Source organism: Cypionkella sp. PAMC25878 (genome assembly GCF_058135695.1).
Genome location: NZ_CM176871.1, coordinates 1,046,537 through 1,063,596, shown reverse-complemented (window position 1 = coordinate 1,063,596; position 17,060 = coordinate 1,046,537). Strand labels below are relative to the sequence as shown.

Below are 17,060 nucleotides of genomic sequence, written 5' to 3'. Positions count from 1 at the left end.
AAATTCAAGCGTTGACGCTGTCTTTCAGCGCCTTGGCGATGGCGAATTTCACTTGCTTGTCGGCGGCTTTGGTCACGGTCTCACCCGTCGCCGGGTTGCGAACCTGACGCTCGGGGCGCTCGCGGCAAGCCATCTTGCCCAGACCCGGCAGCATCACCGAACCACCAGCCGCAACTTCGCGTGCAACGACAGCCGCAACGGCGTCCAGTGCGGCTGCTGCGGTTTTCTTGTCCGCACCCATTGCGTCCGAGATCGCGGCAAGCAGTTGCGTTTTGGTCATGGCTTTGTTCATCGTCTTGTCCTTGTTTCCGGCCCTCATGCTTCAGGGGCCCTGATATGGCGGATGCAGCGGCTTCTCATGGTTTTGCGCCCTATGGCAAGCCCTTTCGGCCTAAAATAAGGCATTTCCTTAGAGCGGTTCAGGTTTTCGCGGCAGCATGGGCATCGGAAAACGCGTTCGCGAGACGCGCGAGGCAGCGATTTCCGATACCTTGTAAACCTGAACCGCTTTGGTCAGAGGAAGGCTGTCTCTTCAAAACTGCGCAACTTGCGGCTGTGAATCCGCTCTATCGGCATGTCGCGCAGCCGCTCCATCGCACGGATGCCGATTTGCAGATGGCGACTGACCTGCGTCTTGTAGAACTCGCTGGCCATACCCGGCAGCTTCAGCTCGCCATGCAGCGGTTTGTCGGAAACACACAGCAAGGTGCCATAAGGGACGCGGAAACGGAAGCCATTGGCGGCAATCGTCGCACTCTCCATATCCAGCGCAATTGCACGGCTTTGCGACAGCCGCTGCACCGGGCCGGATTTGTCGCGCAGCTCCCAATTCCGGTTATCAATCGTGGCCACGGTGCCAGTCCGCATGATGCGTTTCAGCTCATAGCCTTCCAACTGGGTGACCTCGGCGACAGCCTCTTGCAGCGCGATCTGAATTTCGGCCAGCGCGGGGATCGGCACCCAGACCGGCAGATCGTCGTCCAACACATGATCTTCGCGCAGGTAAGCATGGGCAAGGCAAAAATCGCCCAAAGACTGACTGTTGCGCAATCCGGCGCAATGCCCAACCATCAGCCAAGCATGCGGGCGCAGCACCGCGATATGGTCGGTCGCAGTTTTGGCGTTCGACGGCCCCACCCCGATATTGACCAGCGTAATGCCGTTCCCGTCGGCGCGTTTTAAGTGATAGGTCGGCATCTGCGGCGTCTTGGTCGAGGGCAAAATCACCCCGTCCGGCGTGGTGATTTCCTGATTTCCAGTTGCCACAAAGCTGACGTAGCCCGAGTCTTCATCGGCCAGTGTGGTGCGGGCATAGGCCTCAAACTCATCAACGTAGAACTGATAGTTGGTGAACAGCACATGGTTCTGGAAATGCGTCGGATCGGTCGCGGTGTAGTGTGACAGTCGCGCAAGGCTGTAATCCACCCTTTGCGCCGTGAAGGGGGCAAGCGGCTGCGAGCCATCGGCGTTATGGGTGCGGGTGCCGTTAACGATGTCATCGTTGGTGGTCGCCAAATCCGGCACATCGAACACATCGCGCAGCGAAAACTCCAGCACACCCTCTTGCGGCACCGACACCGCCGGGTTGCCCGCCACCGCGAAGTGCACCGGGATCGGCGTGTCAGAATAGCCGATCTGCACCGAAACACTGTGGTTCTGCATCAACAGGCTGATCTGCTGGATCAGATAGTTGCGGAACAGGTCGGGCCGGGTGACCGTGGTGGCATAGGTGCCGGGGCTGGCGACATGGCCAAAGGCAAGGCGGCTGTCAGTCTTGATATGGCTGCTGACGGTCAGGCGGATCTCAGGATAAAACGCGCGGATGCGGGTGGCGGGTTTGGCGCCTGTGACCGAAGCGCTGAAATGCTGGGATAGGAAACTCGTGGCGTCATTGTAAAGCACCTCCAGGCGATCCACGGCTTCAGCGGCATCGGTATAGGAGTCTGGGGCGGTGAAATCAGGGATCAGGATTAGCGCGGGTTCGTCGTTCATGGCATCATCTTCTTCTTTTTGATCGGGCATCTAAGGCCGAAGCGGACGATTTCGCAAGTGAAGTCTTGATGACGCAGCCCTGCGCGCATCTGGGGTCTTGCGAAGCCGGGGGCGGGCGGGAATAAAGGCGCGATGAAAACCTTGCTTTCCCTTGGACATGGCTATTCCGCCGCCGCCTTGACCGCTCTGCTGATCCCGCAGGGTTGGCGGGTGATCGGCACCACCCGAGGGCCCGACCGGATCGCCGCCCTGCGCGATCAGGGAGTGGAGCCGCTGCTCTGGCCCTGCGATATCGGGCCCGCGCTGGATCAGGCGACGCATATCTTGGCCTCGGCAGCACCCGATGGTTCGGGCGATCCGTTCCTGCATGCAGCCCGCGATCAGATCATGGCGGCCCGGCCGGAGTGGGTGGGCTATCTTTCCACTACCGCCGTCTATGGCGACCATCAGGGCGGCTGGGTGGATGAGGATACCCCGGTCAACCCGCAATCAGGCCGCGCGGTGGCAAGGGTGCTGGCGGAGCGGCAGTGGTTGGCGACAGGGTTGCCGGTGCAGGTGTTCCGGCTGGCAGGCATCTACGGGCCGGGGCGGGGGCCGTTTGAGAAGGTGCGCGATGGAACCGCGCGGCGGCTGATCAAGGCGAATCAGGTTTTCTCGCGGATTCATGTTCAGGATATTGCCGCCACCCTGCTGGGCTCGATCCGGCATCCTGACCCCGGCGTGATCTATAATGTCTGCGATGATAACCCCGCCCCGCCCGAAGATGTGCTGAGCTATGCGGCGGCTTTGCTGGGCTATCCTGCCCCCCCGACAGTGCGGTTTGAGGAGGCGGAGATGACGCCGATGCAGGTCAGTTTCTATTCGGAATCGAAGCGGGTTCGGAATGATCGGATCAAGCGGGATTTGGGTGTCAGGCTGGCTTATCCTACCTATCAGGACGGGCTTAGGGGGCTTTTGTGAGAGGTCCCGAGTTGGGACCAGCCGTTAAGCATTTAATTTATATAAATAACCTGATTTCTGTTAAGGAAAAATTCACACTTTCAACCGCCAATCCGGCGCAAATTCAGGGAGGCTGCGATGGACTGGGGTGCGATGACTTGGCTAAACCCGCCTGCCAAGGCTAGCCATGATGCGGCTGGGCTGCATGTGACGACAGGCGATCAGAGCGATTTCTGGCACGGCACCTACTACGGCTTTCAGCACCACAATGGGCATTTCCTGCATCAGCCCACCAACGGTGATTTCAGTCTCGAAACGGCGTTTAGAGCCGCTTTTTCGCAGCAGTATGACCAAGCCGGGCTGATGATCCGCGCGGATGCGACGCATTGGGTGAAATGCGGCATCGAGTATGTTGGCGGCGCGGCCCATCTGGCAGTGGTAGTGACGAATGGAATGTCGGATTGGTCGCAGATGCCGCTGCCCGCGTATGATGGCCAATTGCGCTTGCGGCTGACTCGGGTGCGCGATGCGGTTTGGGTGCAATATCTGGCGGGAGAGGTTTGGAAGATGCTGCGCTTGGCGTATTTCCCGCCTGAACTGGCGGTCGACGCCGGGGTGATGTGTTGCTCGCCTTCCCGCGCGGGGCTGGAGGTTGTGTTTACAGAAATGGATCTGACACTGCCAATTTCGACGGAAGCTTATTGAATGAACAAGCCGAAACCGCCCCGGAAATTGTCGCGTGAGGCGCGGCGGGAACAGTTGATCGAGGCCACCATCGAAGTGCTGGCGATCAAGGGTTATGCCCGCGTCACCATGAGCGATGTCGCCAATCAGGCCGGGCTGTCGCATGGTCTGGTGAACTTTCATTTTCAGTCCAAAGACCTGCTGCTGGCCGAAACGCTAACCTATCTGGCTGATGAATATGTGCAGAACTGGCAGACCGCACTGGCAGCGGCCCCGCACGAGCCTGCGGCGCAGTTGGATGCGCTGATCCGTGCCGATTTCCGCCCCGAACTCTGCACGCCGCAACGTTTGGCGGCGTGGTGTGCGTTCTGGGGTGAGGCGCAGAGCAGGCCGCTCTATCAAGAGAAATGCGGCTCTAACAACGCGGAATACGTCACCAAATTGGAGAGCTTATGTGCGGCACTGTTGGGCCCAACGGGCAATGCCGAGCGGGTGGCGCGGGCGATCCGGGTGGCCAGTGAGGGGCTTTGGATGGACCTTGTGACGCAAGCCGAGCCTTATAGCGTTGATGAGGCGCTGGAGACCTTGCTGGCCGTTGCTGCGGCATTTTTTCCAAAATCTTTCACGCGGGCGTGAGAATTTTCGGCCACTGGGGTTGAAGTGCTGCAACCCCGCCCCATCTCATGGAATGCGAGACGGGCCCCTCTGACGATGTTGCATCGTGATGTCGGATCGCATCGAGTGCGCTCGATGTCATGCCCGTAGACCTTGGCTGACCTCTGGCGCGATATGCAAAACAGAGGACAGTATGGACATTATCACTTCACTATTTTTGGGCACACCGCTGTGGATGTGGCTGACCTTCATCACCATCGTATTGGTGCTGCTGGCCGCCGATCTGGGGTTGGTGAACAACGGCGATCAAGAGATCGGCGTGTCGAAAAGCCTGCGCTTGTCGGCGGTGTACATCACCTTGGGCATGGCGTTTTCGGGCTTTGTCTATTGGCAGATGGGCTCGGAAGCCACGGCGCAGTATCTGACGGCGTTTGTGGTGGAAAAGACGCTTGCGATGGACAACGTGTTTGTCATCGCATTGATTTTCAGCAGTTTTGCCATTCCCCGGATGTATCAGCATAGGGTGCTGTTCTGGGGTATTCTGGGCGTGATCGTGTTGCGCGGCATCATGATTGGTCTGGGCGCTACTTTGGTCGCTGAGTATTCATGGTTGCTCTATGTCTTTGCCGCCTTCCTGATCTTTACCGGCGTGCGGATGTTGTTCATCGACGAGAGCAAACACTCGGTCGATGGCCCGGTGTTGCGGTTTTTGAAGCGGCGGATGCGGGTGACGGAGCGGCTTGAGGGCAACGCTTTTTTCGTGAAGCGTGATGGGCTGCGCTATGTGACGCCGCTGTTTCTGGCGCTGGTGCTGATTGAGATTGCCGATCTGGTGTTCGCGGTGGATTCGGTGCCAGCGGTGTTCGCGATCACCACCAATCCGTTCATCGTTTATACCTCTAACATCTTCGCTATTCTGGGTCTGCGCGCGCTGTATTTCGCTTTGTCTGCGATCTTGCACCGCTTTGCTTATCTGAAATACGCGCTGTCGTTGTTGTTGGTGTTCATCGGCTCGAAAGTGTTTGTCGCCGACTGGATGGATCTGGAGAAGTTTCCGCCAAGCTGGTCGCTGGGCATAACGTTCGCGATCTTGGCGGCTGGCGTGGGGTTCAGCCTGTACAAGACGCGCGGTGACTCTAAGGTTGAGCATTCCTAAGAGATATGGACAGCGCGTTTGTAAGCGCGCTGTCCATAGAGCAGCGCATCATGGTTATCGGTCAGCGCCACGGCGCTGACTTCGCCGACCATAATGTAGTGGGTTTCCCAGAGTAGAGCTGTCTTCAAGCTACATTCGAAGCTGGCGGAAGCCTCGGTCAAGATCGGCTGGCCGCCCTGCCCCGGCTGCCAGTTCACTGCGTCGAAGCGGTCGCCTTGTGGCTTTTGACGACCCGAAAACAGGTCAGAGGTGCCGTGCTGTGCGGCGCTGAGCAGGTTGGCGCAGAAGGCGCGGTTGCGCAGGATTGCGGTTGCGGCGGGCGATAGGTGGTGGACGCAGACCAGCAACGACGGGCCTGCGCCATCGGCGGACACCGAGGTCATCGACGAGACGGTGACGCCGAAGCGGCCCGCCTCACCATCGGTGGTGACGACGGAAACGAAGGTGGCGGCGCGGCTCATGCCTTCAATGAAGTGTTGGCGCAGGTCGGTCATGAATTACCCCAGATCAAAGAAGCGTTGCAGTTCGACATCGGGGACTTTCTTGCGGAATTGGTCGTATTGGCTTTGGCGGGTGGCAGAGAATGCCTCGACAAAGCGGGGGCCGAGCCAGTCTTTGGCGAAGGCCGAGTCGCGCAGGCGGGTGATGGCCTCGGGCATCGAGCGGGCGAAATCGGGGCGCTCGCCGGTCAGGGTGTGGCCGTTGCCGATGACCTCGGGTTCGGGCTCGATCTGCTCGATGATGCCTGCAACCCCTGCGGCGATGGTGGCGGCGGCGGTAAGATAGGGGTTGGTATCGGCTCCGGGCAGGCGGTTTTCGACGCGCAGGCTTCCGGCGTCATGGCCGACGACGCGGAAGCAGGTGGTGCGGTTCTCATAACCCCAGGTCAGCCCGGGGGGCGCGAAAGTGCCGGGGGCGAAGCGGCGGTAGGAGTTGACGGTGGGCTGGCAGATCAGGGTCATGTCGCCGATGTAGCGCTGCAAGCCGCCGATGAAATGGCGGAAGGTTTGGGAGATGCCGTTCTTTTCGCCGTCTTGGTGGAACAAGGGTTTGCCCGCACGGTCTTTCAGCGAGATATGGACGTGGATCGACTGGCTGTCGGCGTCTTCTGTCCAGCGCGGCATGAAGGTGACGCAGCGGCCTTGCCGCATGGCGAGGGCGCGGATGAAGTTTTTCAAGAGCACCAGTTGATCGGCGGGTTCCAGCCCTTCGCCTGCGCCAATGCAGGCTTCCATGAAGCCGCCACCGATTTCTTCGTGCATTTTGGCGAGGTCGATGCGGAGGGGGCCGCACATGTCCGAGACCGCCTCATACCATTCTTGTTGGACGGTTTGATACAGGATCAGATCATGGCTGGCGTGCATCGTGGCGGTTTTCAGGTTGCGATAGCCTTTGTCGCGGGCGGATTCGGCGGTCTCATCGAACAGGGTGTATTCCAGTTCCATGCCGTATTTCGGGGTGAAGCCTGCAGCTGCGGCGCGGTCGAGCACCGATTTCAGGATCGAGCGCGGGCAGAGTGCTGCGGTGTCGCCCGAGTATTGCGTCAGCAGAAGCAGGTCATGGCCAGGGCGCGCCCAAGGGATGCGGCGGGCCGAGGTGGGATCGACAATCAGCGGGTCATCGTGGAAATCCGAGGTGCCATCGGTGACGCCGGGCATCTCTAACATCTGATCGGTGGGGTCCAGCGCCAGCTGCGCCGGGGCCATGCCCATGCCGGATTTCAGGATCCCCTTCAGGCTGCGGGTGGAGACCATTTGTCCGCGCAACAGACCGTTGGTATCGACAAGGGCGACGGTGGCGAAGCGGCTGTTTTCATCGTCAAGGAAGGCTTGCAGGCTCATTTTGTCCCCGTGATGGTTTGAAGTTGGGCCAAGTCGCGGGCCGGGTCGGTGGCATAGGCTTTCAGGAAAACCCGCAACCCGTTGTTGATGTAGCGGGCGAGTTCGGGCTTTGTCGGGATGCGGTCGGGCAGGTGCAGGGCTTGGTTACGCGGGGCGGACAGGATCAGGCCCCAGAGGTCTTCGGCGGCGAGTTCGGCATCGTCGAAGGTTAGTTTGCCTGCGTCGCGCTGGCGGGTCAGGTAGGTGATCATGCCAGCCAGAACGCGATCGGGGCCAGCGGCTTGGTAGGCGCGACCGATCTCGGGGAAGCGCTGCGCCTCACCGATGATCAGGCGGGCGAGCGAGAGGAATTCGGGGCGCATCACGGTGTCGGCGTAGTGCCATGCAAAGCTGTGGAGTTCCGCCACCATATCGGTGCCGGGGTGGTCGAAGGCCAAAAGCATGGTGTTGCGCTCGGCGAGCATGATCTCGGTGAACAGCTGTTCTTTGGTGCCAAAGTATTGATAAAGCGTGGGTTTTGAGACGGCAGCTTTGAGGGCGATGGCATCCATCGAGGTGCCAGAATAGCCCTCGGCGGCAAAGACCGACAAAGCGGCGTCAAGGATGCGGCGTTGTTTGGCGAGCCGGTTGAGTTCGCGTTGCGGGATGGCTGTCATGCGATCACCTTGCGGAGGAATTGCAGCAGCGGGCGGTTGTAGGCGGCGGGTTGGGCGACATTGCAGACATGGCCTGCGTCGGCGATCACCTCGAACCGCACGTCGGGGCGCGGGGCGGCGTCGGTGATGCGGCCTGCGACGGCGCGGATTTCGGCAGGCGGAGCGAGGCGATCGTGTTCGCCTGTCATCAGCAGCACGGGCATGGTGAGTTTGGCGAAATCGAAACGCTCCAAAGGGTTGGTGAAGCAGCGCAGGGCGTCGCGGTAGGTGGCGGCGGGGATGGCGGACATGGATGCGAGGAGGTCGGCGCGGATTTGATCGCTGGCGTTGGGGCCTGCGATGACGCCGACCACGGCGGGGGCGAAATCTTTGGGGGTTTGGCCTGCGTCGAGCGGGACTTCGCGGCTGACGCGGAAGGCTTCACGCTCTTCGGGGCCGGCCTCTGACATACCCGTGCAGCCACCTGACAGGATCAGGCCCGCGAGTTTTTCGGGGTGGCGCATGGCGAAGCTGGTGGCGATCCACGAGCCGTAGGACAGGCCACAGAGGATGACCTTTTGGGCGTCGAAAGCCGCCATGACGCGCAGGATGTCTTCGCAGTAATCGTCGATTGTGGATTGGCGAAAGCCGAGTGTGCTGTCGCCATAGCCGCGCAGATCAAGGGCGGCGGCTTGGGCGAAGTTGCCTGCAGCGTGCAGTTGCGCGTGCCAGTTGCTGCGTGCGCCGCCGATGCCGTGCAGGAATAGAATTAGGGGGCCGGGTTTAGGTGGCGTGTGTGTCAGGGCGAGTTGCGGGGTGCCGGGCAGGATGCGGGTTTGCAGGGGGGCATCGGGCAGGGTTGGCTCTGGTTCGGCGGGCGTGGCGAGGGCTGCAGAGAGCGCGTCAATGCCAGCCTCGAAGATCGGCTTGGTGCCGTTGGCGATTTCGGTGGCGCGGGTCGGAGGGGCCACGATTTCCGCGCTCCAGTTGATCACAGAGCCGCCGACGACCGGGGAAATCGTCAGGCGGGCGGTGTAGCGGTCGGCACCGCGGATGCCTTCGAGGTGGGTGTAGGCGAGGCTGCGGTCGCTGTCGGAGCGGTAGATCAGTTGCTCACGGTAGACGGTGTCTTCGCCGTGGGCGGTGAAGCGGCGGATTTCGGCACCGCTCTCGCTGCGCTCAGGCGTGATGGTGGCGAGGCCGGGGTGCCATGCGCCGCAGAAGTCGCGCGCTATGGCCCAGATGGCGTCGGGCATGGCGCTGGTGCGGCCCATGACGTGGACGGTTTCGCGGGTCATGTCAGCGCAGACCTTTCAGCGTGCCGCTGTCGCCGCGCCAGAGCGAGGAACGTGCGCCGCCTTCGTCGCCGGGGGCTTTGTCGAGCTCATTGGTGTCATAGAGGGTAAGGACAGACAGATAATCCTCCATGATTTCAGAGGTGTAGGGCAGCATCAACGCGCCGCACCGGCTGTCGCGATACATGCGCTCCAAGGGCATCGACTTTAGCATCGACTGACCGCCGCAGGTGCGGATCGCAAGGGCGGCGATTTCCTGCACGCCTTCCATGACGTTGTATTGGGCGGCATACATCCGCAGCACTTGCGCCTTGGAAGGCATACCTTGCGCCTCCATAAACGCCTGCCACCACAGGGCGCGCATATTCGCCAGACGGGCATACATCTTGCCCACAGCGATGCGTTTGGTGCCGAACATGCGGCGATCCGCGGCGGGCTGGCCTTCAACCTCGCCGCGCAGATAGGCGACGGTGAAGTCGTAGGCGCCTTGCGCGAGGCCCATGTAGGTTGGGCTAAGCGTGGCCATCATATGTGGCCAATGCGGCAGGGTCTTGATGAACAGCCCGCGCGGCATCATCAGATCGTCTTCGGTCACAAACACGTCCTTCAGCACCAGATCGCGGGAGTTGGTGCCGCGCATCCCCAGCGGATCCCATGTGCCTTGCACGGTCAGGCCCTTGGCCTCTTTCGGAACCACGAAAATCATGGTGTCTTCGTGGCGCGGCTCGATGCCGTCGAAATGCTCGGTGCAGACGATGGAGTAGTAGTCGCAATAGCCTGCGAGGCTGGCGAATTTCTTGAAGCCGTTGATCAGCCAGCCGCCATCGACCTTGCGGCAGTTGGTTTGGGCGGGTTTGCTGGTCCAGTTTTGCCCCGCTTCGGAAATCGGTTGCGAGTAGATGCCTTGCTCTTTCACCGCGCGGCGGAATTGGCGTTCGCGCAAGGGGGCGAAGGCGGCGCGGTCGGCGTCGGTGAGGTTGGGCAGTTCAAACATGAAGCGCGACCACATCATCGACGAGTTGTGCATGTTGAAGGTCAGCGCGGTCGCCCCGCAGTATTTGCCGATCTCGGCCCCGCACATGGCGTATTCGCCTAAGGAGAAACCATGGCCGCCAAATTCGGTGGGAACGGTGAGGGTCAGGAAGCCTTCGGCGGCGAGGTCTTTGTAGTTCTCCACCGGGAAGCTGGCGTCCACGTCGATGCCCTTGGCGCGGGCGGCGAAGGTTGGACCGAGTTCGTTGAGGCGGTTCAGCACCGCTTGGACTTCGGGGCGGATGCGGGTGAGGTCGTAGTAATCGGCAATCGTGCTCATGGTGTTCTCCGTTGCGCTTAAAGCGCCAGTTCGCCTTGAAGGACGCCCGCTTTGACGACGATGTGGCCGTCAAGGGCGATGGTGCAGTTGCGCATCGGCAGGTCGAAATGGCCAAGCGTGTAGCGGCCTGCGTATTGGTTGGCGCCGGTGGACCACAGGAAGCTGCCAGCGAGGGCGCGGAACTCGACGGCCTGCATGTCGCGCTTGTCGTACATCGCGGCACTGATCCAATGCGCGTGCGGATTCATGCCCCAGCCGACATGGCTGAGGCCATAGGCGTTCGGGTCGTCCCAAGCGGCCATGTATTCGCGGAAGTGCAACGCGTCGATGCCGTCACCTTTGATTTCAGTGACAAAATCATTCTCAACCGTGCAGTCGATGCGGCTGGTGAGGTAGGTTTTGAACGTCAGGTTCATATCGCCCACGTCCATCACGATACGGCCATTCACCGCGTTCTTGCCGGGGAAGGCGAGGCAGAGGCCGCCCGGCCAATGCGCCACATCGCCCGGTTTGGTGCCGAAACCCGCCGTGCCGCCACAGGGCGCGCCGCGCAGATCAATGGTCAAATCGGTGCCAGCGGCGGAGGTCACGCGCATCTCTGACGCTTCGCGCAGCATCTGGGTGCCGAGTTGCACCGTGGGGCCGTGTTCGGCGCGTGGTTCGGTGCGTTCCAGAATTTCTGGGTGTTCGTTGGTGATCACCAGCAGGCGGGTGCGGCCTGCGGCTTCGATCTCGGGCCATTCGGGGGCGTGGATCAAGCCTTCGACCGTGCAATCGACGATAACCTCGACCAGTTTCAGCGCCTCGATCACCGCGCGGTTTTGCTGAATCGCCCAGCTTGTGCCGGTGGATTTGACCGGTACCGGCGCGTTAAGCGCAGGTGTTGGCATAGTGATCATGCAAAACTCGGCCCCCAGATCATAGGCGGCGAGTTCGCACAGATGCACCAGCACCGGGCGCGATTGGGTTTCCGCGAGAATGGCGATGGGGGTGCCCTTGCCGATGCCATTCAGCGCCAAAACACGGCGGAAAGCAGCCAGCCATTTGCCCTCGATCCGTTCTTGCATCATCGCGGTGTTCCCCCCTGATCCGTGGTTCTGAGTCGAAATATTTTTACTGATCGGTTTAGTAATTATCAGACTCATCTTTGTGTCAACAGAATTTTCGAAAATCCTGCGAAACGACGATTATTTCTGATTAAGCGCAGACCATGCCGCCCATTTCGGGCGATCGAGTTCGAAGGTGTCGTGGCTGCGAACGTAGGTCGAGCCATAGCTGCGCGCGACAAGGTTCAGCGCGGGGGTGTCGATATGGGCGCGTTCCGCGTTCAGGATGAAACGGTCGTCGATATGCACGGCGAGCACGCGGCCAATGACGATGGTTTGATGCGGGCCAGTGACGACCGAGGACAGCATCCGACATTCAAACGCCACCGGGCTGGCACTGATACGCGGTGGGCGGATATGCACGGAAGCTTCGGTCGCAAGGCCTGCGAGGTCGAGTTCATTCACCCCGGTTGGTGCATCAACCGAGGTGGTGTTCATCTGTTGCACCAAGGCTTCGGGCACCAGATTGACCACAAACTCGCCGGTGGCGAGGATATTCGCCGCCGTATCCTTGAAGCCGCGCGCCGGGTCGGCCATCAGGCCCAGAACGATGGTCGGCGGGGCGGAGCCCATGACGTTGAAAAAGCTGTAGGGGGCGGCGTTCAGGTTGCCCTGCTTGTTCTGCGTGACCACCCAAGCAATCGGGCGCGGCATAACCGTGGCGGCGAGCAGTTTGTAGGCGATGGGTTCGGCAACCTTATCCAGATCCCAACGCATCAGATTTCTTTCACGGCGCGTTTGGCACGGGTATCGACGGCGAGTTCAAACACATCGGGGCGGGCGTAATGGCCTGTCACGTCGAAATCATATTTGGCGCGCATCACTTCCGTGGGGTCGATTTCGGCGTAGAGAATGGTTTCGCCGCTGAAATCCGGACCAGCCAGCACCTTGCCCAAGGGGCCGATGATGGCAGAGCCGCCGCGCATCATCACCGTATCGGGGGCATCGCCCAGCGCACTTTCATGCTCGGGGCCGTAAGCGGCGCGGGTGATGTGCTGGCAGGCGGTCAGCACAAAGGTCCGGCCCTCCATCGCGATATGCTGCATGGTGGGCAGCCAAGTGTCACGGTCATCGGCGGTGGGGGCGCAGTAGAGGCTAACACCTTGATGATACATGTGCATCCTGAGTGCGGGCATGTAGTTTTCCCAGCAGATCACCGCGCCAATGGTGCCTAAGTCGGTCTTGAAGGTCGGCAGGGTCGAGCCATCGCCAAAGCCCCAGATCAGCCGCTCGGCGGCGGTGGGCATCAGTTTGCGGTGCTTGCCGACAAGGCCTTTCGCGCCATCGAAATAGAGCGCGGTGCAGTAGAGTGTGGCCCCGTCGCGCTCGATGGCGCCGATGACGGCGAAGGTGTTGGTTTCGGCGGTGGCCTCGGCCAGCAGGGCGATTTCGGGGCCGTCAAGGTCGATGGCGGCGGCGTGGTAGCGCGCGAAGGCGGCGCGACCTTCGGGTTTGCGCATCCCTATCGGGGCACCGAAGCTGGCACCTTTCGGGTAGCCACCTAATAGCGCCTCGGGGAACACCACCAGTTTCGCGCCCTTGGCGGCGGCTTCGCGCAGGGCGGCGGCGGCTTTTTCAGCGGTGGCGAGCGGGTCGTTGGGCAGCGAGGCGATTTGGGCGACGGCGACGGTGAAAGTCATTTAGGCGTTCCTTTTGTGGCAGACCGCCGGGGGCCAGCCCCCGGACCCCCGGGATATTTGAGCACAGAGGATGACGTAAAGGTTAGTCTGGGGTGGCGTTGACGACTGGGTGCCGGATGGTGCCAATGCCTTCAACCGTCGCCACAACCACATCACCGGGCCAGAGCCATTCTTGCGGGGTCCGCCCCGCGCCGACGCCCTCCGGGGTGCCCGAGGCGATGATGTCGCCCGGTTCCAGCGTGATGCCAGCGGAAATGTCGGCAATCAGCGTATCGACCTTGAACAGCATGTGGCGAGTGTTGGAGCGCTGCTTTTCGACGCCATTAACCGTGAGCCAGAGGTCCAGCGTTTGCGGGTCGGGGATATCATCGGCGGTGATGATGCAAGGGCCGAAGGGGGCGTAGGTGTCTTGGCCCTTGGAGAAAATCCATTGCCCGGCGCGGCGGTTGTCGCGGGCCGAGATGTCGATCATCACCGAATAGCCGAAGACGTGATTCAGCGCGTTTTCGCGGGTGACACGGCGGGCGGTGGTGCCGATGATCACGGCCAGTTCGACTTCCCAATCGAGTTGCTGGGTGATTTTGGCGTTGTGTTCGATGGCATCGCCGGGGCCGATGATCGTTGTGGGGGGTTTCGAGAAGATCACCGGCTGTTTTGGCAGGTCTTTCGAGGTGTCTAGGGACGCAGCACTTTCGGCGACATGTTCGACATAGTTCAGGCCGATGCCGAAGATGTTCTTGCGCGGGCGCGGGATCGGGGCGAGCAGGGTGACATTGGCCAGATCGGTGGCAACGCCGGTGGTATAATCGCCCTCGGCGCCCTCAAGGCAGGCTTTCAGCGTGGCCAGACCGGGGCGGCCTGCGTCGATCAGGGCCAGCATGGAATCGGGCAGATCTTCGCCCATCATCGCGCCCAGGCGGGCCACATCGACGACCAGATCGCCGTCCATAACGCCTAACTTTGCTGCGGCCTCGACCGAGGCGCGGTAAGTTACCAGTTTCATATCTTGTCCTTACAGAAGCGGCTGATGGCCGTTGGTGTCGCCAAAGGCTTCTTCGCGGTAGAGGCCCAAGGCCCGCATCACCGGAAGGTCCGACAGGCAGAACAGGCAGGCATCCTCGCCCGGTTGATCGTTGACATGTTCATGCCAAGCCCATGACGGCACACAGAAAATATCGCGTTCCTGCCAGTCATAGCGCTGGCCGTTGATGATGGAATGGCCTTTGCCTTTGGCGACATGATAGAGGTAGCTGCCAGTGTGGCGGTGGGCTTTGGTGTGTTCGCCCGCGCGCAGCAGTTGCATGGACGCGCCAAGGGTTTGCATCACCGGGCCGTTGGTGGCAGGGTTGACATACTCCATCAGCACGCCATCAAAGGGCGAGCCGTCGGTGGTGCTGGCGTATTTCACCAGTGCGTCATAGGTCGGGGCCCATTCGTATTTGAACATCGGGCTGTAGCCTTTGCTCCAAGCGCCACCGCCGGGGGTCAGACCCGCGTTGCCCCAAGTTTTCGTCATATCATCCACCGGATAGCCGACGGCTTGGCCAAGGTCTGGATGCACCTCGTAGAAATTCGCCTCCATCGCGTTGACGAAGGGGATGTCGAGGCCGTCTTGCCAGATGCAGGGGGTGCCCTCGGCGGCAACACCGTGTTCGTGCCAAGTGCCGTTGGGGGTCAACACAAAATCATTCGCGCCCAGAGTCATCTTATGGCCATCGACCACGGTGTATGCGCCACTGCCTTCCATGATGAAACGAATGGCGCTGGCGGAGTGACGATGCGCCGAGGCGACTTCGCCGGGGTTCATCACTTGCAGACCTGCGTAAATCCAGCCGACCGCTGCGGCAACATCGGTGCGACCGGGGTTGTTAAGATAGATCACCCGCCGCCCAGCTTTTTCGGGCGTCACTAGCTGCACCGAGCGCAGGACTTGCTCGCGCAGATCACGGTAGCGCCAAACTACCGGGACCGATTGGCTTTTCGGTTGCCACGGTTCGATCTTATTGGCCACCGTCCACAAAGCACCGGTGCTAAATTTTTCGAGCTGCTCGTAATAGGCCAACAGTTCGGGCGTGTCTTCGACATTGGCGCGACCGGCCACGTCCTCGCGGTGATTTTCGCGCTGATTGCTCATCCCTGCCCCCTAATGTCGACTTTGTTCGTCTAAAATGCCAGAATTATTTTCGCAAGCAAGTCATATTTTCGAAAATAATGAAATTGCCATCTGATCCACCCTGCGCCATACTGGGCGCAGCAGAAAGAGGCCCCGGATGACTTTGGCAGAAACCGCCTACGATGCGTTGCGGCGAGACATTGTGCGGGGGGTGCTGGCTCCGGGCAAACCGTTGCGGATGGCGCAGCTGTCTGAGCGCTATGGCATGGGATTCTCGCCGCTGCGTGAGGCGTTGAACCGCTTGCAGGCCGAGCGGCTGGTGACCTCGATCGCCTTACGGGGGTTTTCGGTGGCGCCGCTGTCGATGGCGGAAATGTGGGATACCATCAACACCCGTGTGCTGATCGAACAGCGCGCGCTGCGGCTTTCCATCGAACTGGGCGACGATGATTGGGAGGCCGGGATTGTCAGCGCCCTGCATGGCTTGATGCTGCAATCGGCGCGGGCGGTGGAGGCGAATGCGGATGAGCAAAAGCTGCTGGAAGATCGCCATCGCGGCTTTCATCTGGCACTGATTGCGGGCTGTGGCTCAAGCTGGCTGCTGGAGTTTTTCCAGCGGCTGTATGTTGAGGCCGAGCGCTATCGTTATCCGATGCTGCAACAGCGCAATGTTGAACATCATCGCGATATTCAGGCCGAACACGCGGCTTTGTCGCAGGCGACACTGGCGCGGGATGCCGATTTGGCCTGCGATCTGCTGGCCGAACATTATCTGCGCACCGCGCGGTTCATCGAGGCGCAGATGGCGGCGGCACCGCAGGCGCAAACCGCATAGCTGTGGTTTACCCCGCCAGCGGGATCACATCGACGGCTTGTTTGCTTTTTTGGCCGCCCGAAATCCGCATCGTGCCTTTGATCGGCGAGACATCGGCGTAATCGCGACCCCGCGCGACGACGATGTGATCTTCTCCGGCAAGTTTGTCGTTGGTGGGGTCGAACTCGATCCAGCCAGCGTCAGGACCGCACCATGCACGCACCCAAGCATGCATCGCATCGGCCCCTTCCAGCCGGGGTTTTCCGGGCGGTGGCAGAGTGCGCAGGAAGCCGCTGACATAGCCTGCGGGCAGGCCGATGCCACGCAGGCAGGCGATCATGATGTGCGAAAAATCCTGACAGACGCCGTGGCGCTTGGCGAAAGCCTCGGTCGCTGGGGTGTCAACTGTGGTGGCTTCGGGGTCAAACTTCATGTGACGGTGCAGCGCGCTGCCTACGGCGACGACGGCTTCGGCCACATCCATATCTGGGTGCAGCGCGCCATGGGCAAAGGCGGTCATCGCGCGGTCACGCGGGACACGGACCGAGGGCGATAGGAAATGCAGCGGTGAATTCGGGCCAAGATCGCGCTGCGCGGCCAAAGCGGCGGGCATCGCGGACAAAGCGATGGCATTGCTGGGCAGGCTGGGGATCACCAGCCGCTCGATCCGGGCTTTCATGGTGAAGGCCACCGAGTCATGCGGACCACGAAAGCTGAACTCGGTGATGCGGTTGCCGAAGAAATCCAAGCGGTCCAAGCGCTCTTCCGGGCGTGGGGTGATGTCGAGCAGGCTGGCCTGCACGCGCTGACCGGGCATGTCCAACGGCATCACGCAGACCACATGCCGCCCGCCCACCGCCGGATTGGCATATTGATAGGCAATTTGCAGTTTGATGTCGTAGATCACCGCCCGCCCTC

18 protein-coding genes are annotated in these 17,060 nt (G+C 61.1%); 5 read left to right on the top strand and 13 right to left on the bottom strand.

Annotation, left to right across the window (positions count from 1 at the left end; genetic code table 11):
* Window positions 1-4: 4 nt before the first annotated feature.
* Window positions 5-292: an HU family DNA-binding protein gene (locus ACS5RD_RS04930; RefSeq protein WP_054005549.1), complete on the bottom strand. Its 288-nt coding sequence runs from the start codon at window positions 290-292 to the stop codon at window positions 5-7.
* A gap of 221 nt (window positions 293-513) precedes the next feature.
* Complete coding sequence (locus ACS5RD_RS04925; RefSeq protein ID WP_054005609.1) at window positions 514-1,992, bottom strand: AMP nucleosidase; 1,479 nt, start codon at window positions 1,990-1,992, stop codon at window positions 514-516.
* Between the two features lie 132 nt (window positions 1,993-2,124).
* Between ACS5RD_RS04925 and ACS5RD_RS04920 the strand changes: the two genes are divergently transcribed.
* The 4 genes from ACS5RD_RS04920 (at window position 2,125) to ACS5RD_RS04905 (ending at window position 5,386) form a co-directional block, all read left to right on the top strand.
* Window positions 2,125-2,952: an SDR family oxidoreductase gene (locus ACS5RD_RS04920; protein WP_489930254.1), complete on the top strand. Its 828-nt coding sequence runs from the start codon at window positions 2,125-2,127 to the stop codon at window positions 2,950-2,952.
* A gap of 117 nt (window positions 2,953-3,069) precedes the next feature.
* Complete coding sequence (locus ACS5RD_RS04915) at window positions 3,070-3,636, top strand: DUF1349 domain-containing protein (RefSeq protein WP_489930253.1); 567 nt, start codon at window positions 3,070-3,072, stop codon at window positions 3,634-3,636.
* Window positions 3,637-4,251 (top strand): TetR family transcriptional regulator C-terminal domain-containing protein, encoded by a 615-nt coding sequence (locus tag ACS5RD_RS04910; protein ID WP_489930252.1) that lies wholly within the window; start codon window positions 3,637-3,639, stop codon window positions 4,249-4,251.
* Window positions 4,252-4,423: 172 nt separating this feature from the next.
* Entirely contained in the window at window positions 4,424-5,386 is a 963-nt protein-coding gene (locus ACS5RD_RS04905) for a TerC family protein (protein ID WP_489930251.1), read from the top strand.
* Here the strand turns inward: ACS5RD_RS04905 and ACS5RD_RS04900 are convergent.
* From ACS5RD_RS04900 to ACS5RD_RS04855, 10 genes are all read right to left on the bottom strand, one after another.
* The gene (locus ACS5RD_RS04900) at window positions 5,383-5,880 is read right to left on the bottom strand and encodes a flavin reductase family protein (protein WP_489930250.1); all 498 of its coding nucleotides are present in this window, start codon (window positions 5,878-5,880) and stop codon (window positions 5,383-5,385) included. The two genes, ACS5RD_RS04905 and ACS5RD_RS04900, sit on opposite strands and share 4 nt — an antisense overlap.
* 3 nt (window positions 5,881-5,883) lie before the next feature.
* Window positions 5,884-7,227: a glutamine synthetase family protein gene (locus ACS5RD_RS04895; protein ID WP_489930249.1), complete on the bottom strand. Its 1,344-nt coding sequence runs from the start codon at window positions 7,225-7,227 to the stop codon at window positions 5,884-5,886.
* Entirely contained in the window at window positions 7,224-7,883 is a 660-nt protein-coding gene (locus tag ACS5RD_RS04890) for a TetR/AcrR family transcriptional regulator (protein WP_489930248.1), read from the bottom strand. Before ACS5RD_RS04890 ends, ACS5RD_RS04895 begins: the two co-directional genes overlap by 4 nt.
* Window positions 7,880-9,160, bottom strand: coding sequence for an alpha/beta fold hydrolase (locus tag ACS5RD_RS04885; protein WP_489930247.1), 1,281 nt, complete (start codon window positions 9,158-9,160; stop codon window positions 7,880-7,882). Before ACS5RD_RS04885 ends, ACS5RD_RS04890 begins: the two co-directional genes overlap by 4 nt.
* 1 nt (window position 9,161) lies before the next feature.
* Window positions 9,162-10,469 (bottom strand): acyl-CoA dehydrogenase family protein, encoded by a 1,308-nt coding sequence (locus tag ACS5RD_RS04880; protein WP_489930246.1) that lies wholly within the window; start codon window positions 10,467-10,469, stop codon window positions 9,162-9,164.
* A gap of 17 nt (window positions 10,470-10,486) precedes the next feature.
* Window positions 10,487-11,539, bottom strand: a complete 1,053-nt coding sequence (locus ACS5RD_RS04875; protein WP_489930245.1) for a 2,5-dihydroxypyridine 5,6-dioxygenase NicX family protein — start codon at window positions 11,537-11,539, stop codon at window positions 10,487-10,489.
* 117 nt (window positions 11,540-11,656) lie between these two features.
* Entirely contained in the window at window positions 11,657-12,292 is a 636-nt protein-coding gene (locus tag ACS5RD_RS04870) for a flavin reductase family protein (protein WP_489930244.1), read from the bottom strand.
* Window positions 12,292-13,215: a carbon-nitrogen hydrolase family protein gene (locus ACS5RD_RS04865; RefSeq protein ID WP_489930243.1), complete on the bottom strand. Its 924-nt coding sequence runs from the start codon at window positions 13,213-13,215 to the stop codon at window positions 12,292-12,294. The genes ACS5RD_RS04870 and ACS5RD_RS04865 overlap by 1 nt, the downstream gene beginning before the upstream one ends.
* 82 nt (window positions 13,216-13,297) lie before the next feature.
* Window positions 13,298-14,218 carry a fumarylacetoacetate hydrolase family protein gene (locus ACS5RD_RS04860; protein WP_489930242.1) on the bottom strand — a complete coding sequence of 307 codons (921 nt, stop codon included), beginning with the start codon at window positions 14,216-14,218 and terminating at the stop codon, window positions 13,298-13,300.
* 9 nt (window positions 14,219-14,227) lie between these two features.
* Complete coding sequence (locus tag ACS5RD_RS04855; RefSeq protein WP_489930241.1) at window positions 14,228-15,349, bottom strand: cupin domain-containing protein; 1,122 nt, start codon at window positions 15,347-15,349, stop codon at window positions 14,228-14,230.
* A 136-nt stretch (window positions 15,350-15,485) separates the two neighbouring features.
* On the opposite strand from ACS5RD_RS04855, the gene ACS5RD_RS04850 reads away from it, so the two are divergent.
* A complete protein-coding gene (locus tag ACS5RD_RS04850; RefSeq protein ID WP_054005564.1) occupies window positions 15,486-16,163 on the top strand; it encodes a GntR family transcriptional regulator in 678 nt (225 codons plus the stop codon).
* A 7-nt stretch (window positions 16,164-16,170) separates the two neighbouring features.
* On the opposite strand, the gene ACS5RD_RS04845 is transcribed toward ACS5RD_RS04850, so the two are convergent.
* Window positions 16,171-17,049 carry a transglutaminase family protein gene (locus ACS5RD_RS04845; protein ID WP_489930240.1) on the bottom strand — a complete coding sequence of 293 codons (879 nt, stop codon included), beginning with the start codon at window positions 17,047-17,049 and terminating at the stop codon, window positions 16,171-16,173.
* Window positions 17,050-17,060: the final 11 nt, after the last annotated feature.